Genomic DNA, 6,201 nt, shown 5'->3' with positions numbered 1-6,201 from the left:
GAACGTTTAGTTTTAACTTTATGCTTAATATCGAAACCGTTGCGCCCTTAGCTCAGCTGGATAGAGTACCTGGCTACGAACCAGGCGGTCGGAGGTTCGAATCCTCCAGGGCGCACCACTATTTAGGGTTTTTACTAATCCTGATGTTGAATGTTTAGTTTTGCTTTATTGCCTTAATTAACTGCTTAATATCGAAACCGTTGCGCCCTTAGCTCAGCTGGATAGAGTACCTGGCTACGAACCAGGCGGTCGGAGGTTCGAATCCTCCAGGGCGCACCACATTATTAGAGAAAGCCTCGTTTTTACGAGGCTTTTTTTATGTCTTCTGTAAATTTGTTGCAACAATGTTAAATTTGTGGTGTTTTTAACTTGTTGTATTTAAAGTAATTCTTGATTGCTTCTTTGTTATTCTACCTTTCTCATATCAATTCTCAGAAAAGCCCCGTTTAAGTCACAGTTTAAATATCTAAAAATGACTCATTTGACAGATTTATGTGATCTGATAGGCGAATAATTAACCTTATGTGTGCGTTATCCGTAACAGAACCTTAAACAAAATTGACAAACTTTTACCAATCGAGATAATCCATGGGTCGGGATCACTATTCGCTGAAATCCTGTACGTATGTCAGGATGACGAAGAAAGGAAGCAACATGACTAATATTGGAAGCCTGCTAGGAGATGCGGCGACTCTAATGATAACGGGGATGTCCGTTGTCTTTATTTTCTTAACTATTCTAGTTTACCTCGTTCGGTTGATGTCAAAACTGGTACCAGAAGAAGTACCGGAGCCGATCGCAGCACCTAAAAAAATTCAAAAATCACAATCAAACCCTTCAGCTGTTAGTCCACAGGTAGTGGCAGCAATTTCGGCCGCGGTTCATCAATACCGTGCGTCTACTGCTAAGTAGCATTTTAAAGGATTAAAAAGGAGTTTATGAGCATGTCTAAACCACTAGCTATCACAGATGTGGTACTTCGTGACGCGCACCAGTCACTATTTGCTACTCGTATGCGTATCGAAGATATGCTGCCAATTGCGGCAGAACTGGATAAAGTCGGTTACTGGTCACTTGAGACTTGGGGCGGCGCAACGTTTGATTCGTGCATCCGTTTTCTTGGAGAAGATCCGTGGGAACGTTTACGAGAGCTGAAAAAAGCGATGCCCAACACACCAATGCAGATGCTACTGCGTGGTCAAAATTTATTGGGTTACCGTCACTACGCGGATGATGTAGTAGAAAAGTTTGTTGAACGTGCCCATAGTAACGGCATGGACGTATTCCGTATTTTTGATGCGATGAATGACGTACGTAACTTTGAAACCGCAGTGAAAGCAACGATTGATGTTGGCGGCCACGCTCAAGGTACGTTGTCTTACACAACCAGTCCGGTTCACAACTCAGATACGTGGGTTGATTTGGCTAAGCGCCTAGAGGATCTAGGTTGTCATTCACTATGCATCAAAGATATGTCAGGTTTATTAAAGCCTTATGAAGCGGAAGAGCTAATCACTCGCATCAAAGCGTCTTGTGATGTGCCTCTAGCGCTGCATAGCCACGCGACAACGGGTCTATCAACCGCTACAGCCGTTAAAGCTGTTGAAGCGGGTATTGATATTCTAGACACCGCAATCTCTTCTATGAGCTGTACTTACGGCCATACACCAACCGAAACGGTTGTTGCTATGCTAGAAGGCACAGAGCGCGACACGAATCTCAAACTAGACCAAATCGAACCAATCGCGGCTTACTTCCGTGATGTACGTAAAAAGTATGCGAAATGGGAAGGCCAGCTAAAAGGTGTCGATTCTCGAATCTTGATCGCTCAAGTTCCTGGCGGCATGTTAACCAACATGGAAGGCCAGCTTAAAGAGCAAGGCGCTGCCGATCGCATGGATGAAGTTCTAGAAGAGATCCCACGCGTACGTAAAGAGTTGGGTTACATTCCTTTGGTAACACCTACTTCTCAGATTGTCGGTACTCAAGCGGTTATCAACGTTCTAACGGGTGAGCGCTACAAGAGCATCACTAAAGAGACTGCGGGTCTACTGAAAGGCGAATACGGTCAAGCTCCTGCTGAGGTTGATGCTGAACTGCAAGCGAAAGTGTTAGATGGTGCTGAGCCAATCACGTGTCGTCCTGCTGACTTACTTAAGTCTGAAATGGATACGTTAACGACTGACCTTTTAGAAAAAGCGAAATCAGATGGTATTTCACTCGCTGAAGATACCGTTGATGATGTACTGACGTACGCACTATTCCCACAAGTGGGTCTTAAGTTCCTTAAAAACCGTCACAACCCTGAAGCGTTTGAACCTGTACCAACGGCTGAAGCTGCAACTCCTGTTACGGCGGCACCACAACCTGCTGCTGGCGGCATTGAGAGCTACAGCGTGAAGGTTGATGGTCAAGTTTATGATGTTGAAGTTGGCCCTCAAGGTGAACTGACATCGGTATCTCCATCAGCGAAACCTGCACAAGCAGCTCAAGCAGCACCTGCTGCGGCTTCTGATGCAGAAGCGGTTCCAGCTCCATTAGCCGGCAACATCTTTAAAGTCATCGTTCAGGCGGGTGCTGAAGTGGCCGAAGGTGATGTTCTTCTGATCCTAGAAGCGATGAAAATGGAAACGGAAGTACGAGCTGCTCGCAGTGGTATCGTTCAAGAATTGAATGTTAAAGAAGGCGATGCAGTTACTGTAGGCGCTCCACTACTAAGCTTAGCGTAAGGGAGCACCATGGAAGGATTGATGACCTTATGGTCTGAAACAGGGATTGCTAACTTTGAGTTCGGCCAGATCTGTATGATGTTGGTTGGTTGCTCACTGTTGTTTTTGGCAATTCGCAAAGGGTTTGAACCTTTACTGCTGTTACCTATTGGTTTTGGTGCTGTATTAGCCAATATTCCAAATGCTGGATTCACGGATCCCGGCGGTTTGCTTTACTACGTTTACTACATTGGTATTGAAACTGGCATTTTTCCACTGCTGATCTTTATGGGTGTTGGAGCTATGACGGACTTTGGTGCGTTGATTGCTAACCCTAAAACACTGTGGCTCGGGGCTGCTGCTCAGTTTGGTATATTCGCAACGCTATTTGGCGCGATCTTGCTGAACTATGTACCAGGAATGGAGTTCTCAATGGCAGATGCTTCGTCAATTGCGATCATTGGTGGTGCCGATGGCCCAACCGCGATCTTTTTGGCGAGCAAGCTATCTCCTGATCTATTAGGTGCGATTGCGGTAGCGGCGTATAGCTACATGGCTTTAGTTCCTATTATTCAGCCACCAATCATGAAAGCGTTAACGTCTCCTGAAGAGCGCCAAATTAAGATGGCTCAACTTCGTCATGTAAGCAAAGCTGAGAAGATCCTTTTCCCGCTAGCTGTACTGCTTATGACGATTTTGTTCCTACCATCAGCAACCCCTCTAGTAGGTATGTTCTGTTTGGGTAACTTAATGCGCGAAGCGGGTGTGGTTGATCGTCTTTCAAAAACAGCCCAAAACGAACTGATTAACGTTGTGACTATTTTCCTTGGCCTAGGTGTTGGCTCTAAGCTTCAAGCGGATACGTTCTTGAACTTAGAGACACTGGGTATTCTAGGTTTAGGCGCGGTGGCGTTTAGTATTGGTACGGCTGGTGGTGTATTGATGGCGAAGCTGCTGAACCGCTTCTCGAAAGAAGACATTAACCCACTGATTGGCGCCGCTGGTGTATCAGCGGTTCCGATGGCGGCTCGTGTTGTGAATAAGGTTGGACTTGAGGCAAACCCTCAGAACTTCCTGTTGATGCATGCGATGGGTCCGAACGTAGCGGGTGTACTTGGTAGTGCCGTTGCTGCGGGTATCCTATTAGCTCTCGTAGGTTAATGAGTTACTTGGCTATGCTGCTCGTTACGTTAATTGGTCGTCAATTTACGCATGAGCGGTTAACTTCGCCTTATTAAATGGTTTATAGTCAAAGGGATGCTTTCGCATCCCTTTCTTTTTATTAATTAGGGTGCTTACTCATCAGGGCTTCTATCAATCAAGGAAATGTGGAAATGGAAAATAAACAGATTGCGATTACTCAATTCGGCGGCGTCGAAAACCTCAGTATTCAAACCAGTACTATTCCTGAGCCTAAGGCCGGAGAAGTGGTGGTTAAAGTTTCCTTTTCAGGCGTTAATCCTATTGATGTAAAAACCCGTGCTGGCCTTGGTTGGGCGGCAGCACAAAACAAAGACAACCTTCCTTGGGTTCCTGGTTACGATATTTCAGGGCAAATTGTTACGCTAGGCGAACAGGCAGAGCGTTTTACTGTTGGTGATAACGTAGCCGGATTTATTGGTTTTCCACTGCAAGGTGGCGGTTATAGCCAGTATGTGTGTGTTCCAGAAGTCGCATTAAGTATGGTCCCAGACTCGGTTGCGTTAGAAGCGGCTGCAGCTTTACCACTCGCTAGCCAAACCGCAGCACAAGCGCTTAACAAAGCGGAAGTGAAAGAGGGCGATCGCGTACTCATCTTAGCGGGCGCCGGCGGCGTTGGTCACCTTGCGGTTCAAATCGCAGTGGCTGCAAAAGCTGAGGTTTACACGACCTGCAGCGAGGCTAACCTTGATTACCTTGCTACGTTAGGCGCTCATGCGATTAACTATAAATTTGCGCCAGCATCGGAAAGAGTCTCTGATGTTGATGTACTGATTGATTTAGTGGGTGGTGATACCGCGCTTGATGCGTTGAAGTGTTTGAAAGATGGTGCGAGAGTGGTAACGGTGCCTACGCTGTCTGCTGAATTAATTTGCGAGAAAGCGACATTATTGGGTTTCACCGCTTCAGGTATGCTCGTTGAGCCAAATCCAGAGCAAATGGACACTATGCTTTACATGGTTAGCGTAGGGTTGCTCAAAACAGAAATTCAAACTATCTACCCGTTAGATGAAGCACAGTCGGCGCATCTACAAGTAGAAACCGGACACACCAGAGGCAAGGTACTACTTAAAATGCAAGAAGGTTAATATGCAGTGCTAGAGTTCTTTAATTCTCTTTTTGAAAACATAGCGTTGTGGTTTTCTGACTCGGCGCTGTGGGTGCTCTTCATTAGTGGCTTCTTGAGTGCCACATTGTTACCAGGGGGCTCAGAAGCAAGCCTTGTTGCAGCATTGAGCTTAGATCAGTTCTCAACATCATCAATCATTCTTCTGGCGACACTCGGTAATACTTTAGGCGGGCTGACCAACTATTGGATTGGTTTGTGGCTGCCTAATCGAACTCAATCTGAAAAGCATGGTCATAAGGCTATGGCTTGGCTGAGCCGCTATGGCTATTGGACACTGTTATTCAGTTGGTTGCCGATCATTGGTGACCCTTTGTGCTTAGCCGCGGGTTGGTTAAGAATGAAATTTATTCCTAGCGTTATTTTGATAGCGATTGGCAAAGCCGCTCGCTACAGCTTACTTGCTGCTATCTACTTCGGTTTTTTCTAAGGAGAACCTATGAAAAAGGTTTTACTTGGTACATTTTCTCTTATCGCCATTGCAGGCTGTTCTTACAATGTACCTAGCTCTACACCCTTCTTTTCCTCGTTACCTGAAGGTGTCACTCTGTTAGAAGAGGTTAAGCCTTCTAAAGATAAAGTGGTGATCCCTTACACCAAATATCAGCTTGAAAACGGCCTGACAGTTATTCTTTCCCCTGATGATTCTGATCCTCTTGTACATGTGGATGTGACCTATCATGTCGGCTCAGCTCGTGAAGAAATAGGCAAATCGGGCTTTGCTCATTTCTTCGAACACATGATGTTCCAAGGCTCTGAGAACGTCGGTGACCAGCAGCACTTTAAGATCATTACCGAGGCGGGTGGCTCGTTAAACGGCACGACTAACCGTGATCGTACTAACTACTTTGAAACCGTTCCATCTAACCAACTTGAGAAAATGTTGTGGTTAGAATCAGACCGAATGGGTTTTTTATTGGATGCGGTTTCTCAGAAGAAATTCGAAGTTCAAAGAGGCACGGTTAAAAACGAACGTGCTCAAAGTTATGAAAACCGTCCTTATGGCTTGATGTGGGAACGCATGGGTGAAGCGCTTTACCCTGAAGGTCATCCTTACTCATGGCAACCAATCGGTTATGTGGAAGATCTAGACCGTGTTGATGTGAATGACCTTAAGGCGTTCTTCCTACGTTGGTACGGCCCAAATAATGCGGTACTGACTATCGA

Annotated in this window: 6 protein-coding genes and 2 tRNA genes; all 8 read left to right on the top strand. The window is 45.8% G+C overall.

What is annotated here, in order from left to right; genetic code table 11:
- Nucleotides 1-41: 41 nt before the first annotated feature.
- A tRNA-Arg gene (locus AB4496_RS13615) sits at nucleotides 42-118 on the top strand.
- An 84-nt stretch (nucleotides 119-202) separates the two neighbouring features.
- A tRNA-Arg gene (locus AB4496_RS13610) sits at nucleotides 203-279 on the top strand.
- A 375-nt stretch (nucleotides 280-654) separates the two neighbouring features.
- Nucleotides 655-912 carry an oxaloacetate decarboxylase subunit gamma gene (locus AB4496_RS13605; protein WP_004741884.1) on the top strand — a complete coding sequence of 86 codons (258 nt, stop codon included), beginning with the start codon at nucleotides 655-657 and terminating at the stop codon, nucleotides 910-912.
- A gap of 32 nt (nucleotides 913-944) precedes the next feature.
- Nucleotides 945-2,729 (top strand): sodium-extruding oxaloacetate decarboxylase subunit alpha, encoded by a 1,785-nt coding sequence (gene oadA / locus AB4496_RS13600; RefSeq protein WP_009847618.1) that lies wholly within the window; start codon nucleotides 945-947, stop codon nucleotides 2,727-2,729.
- 9 nt (nucleotides 2,730-2,738) lie between these two features.
- Nucleotides 2,739-3,869 (top strand): sodium ion-translocating decarboxylase subunit beta, encoded by a 1,131-nt coding sequence (locus AB4496_RS13595; protein ID WP_009847617.1) that lies wholly within the window; start codon nucleotides 2,739-2,741, stop codon nucleotides 3,867-3,869.
- Nucleotides 3,870-4,042: 173 nt separating this feature from the next.
- A complete protein-coding gene (locus AB4496_RS13590; protein WP_009847616.1) occupies nucleotides 4,043-4,996 on the top strand; it encodes an NADP-dependent oxidoreductase in 954 nt (317 codons plus the stop codon).
- A gap of 6 nt (nucleotides 4,997-5,002) precedes the next feature.
- The gene (locus AB4496_RS13585; protein WP_004735497.1) at nucleotides 5,003-5,464 is read left to right on the top strand and encodes a YqaA family protein; all 462 of its coding nucleotides are present in this window, start codon (nucleotides 5,003-5,005) and stop codon (nucleotides 5,462-5,464) included.
- 9 nt (nucleotides 5,465-5,473) lie between these two features.
- A partial coding sequence (locus tag AB4496_RS13580) for a M16 family metallopeptidase (RefSeq protein ID WP_372131142.1) occupies nucleotides 5,474-6,201 on the top strand: 728 nt, incomplete at its 3' end.

This window comes from Vibrio sp. 10N.222.46.A1 (assembly GCF_041473595.1).
In the GTDB taxonomy this organism is placed as follows: Bacteria; Pseudomonadota; Gammaproteobacteria; order Enterobacterales; family Vibrionaceae; genus Vibrio; species Vibrio tasmaniensis_A.
The sequence above is the reverse complement of the archived record's forward strand: the minus strand, read 5'-3'. Positions and strand labels throughout refer to the sequence as shown.

What these genes read in the sequence shown, in the direction of transcription:
- AB4496_RS13605 (WP_004741884.1), top strand. Translation starts at nt 655, where the DNA reads ATGACTAATATTGGAAGCCTGCTAGGAGATGCGGCGACTCTAATGATA.
- oadA (WP_009847618.1), top strand. Translation starts at nt 945, where the DNA reads ATGTCTAAACCACTAGCTATCACAGATGTGGTACTTCGTGACGCGCAC.
- AB4496_RS13595 (WP_009847617.1), top strand. Translation starts at nt 2,739, where the DNA reads ATGGAAGGATTGATGACCTTATGGTCTGAAACAGGGATTGCTAACTTT.
- AB4496_RS13590 (WP_009847616.1), top strand. Translation starts at nt 4,043, where the DNA reads ATGGAAAATAAACAGATTGCGATTACTCAATTCGGCGGCGTCGAAAAC.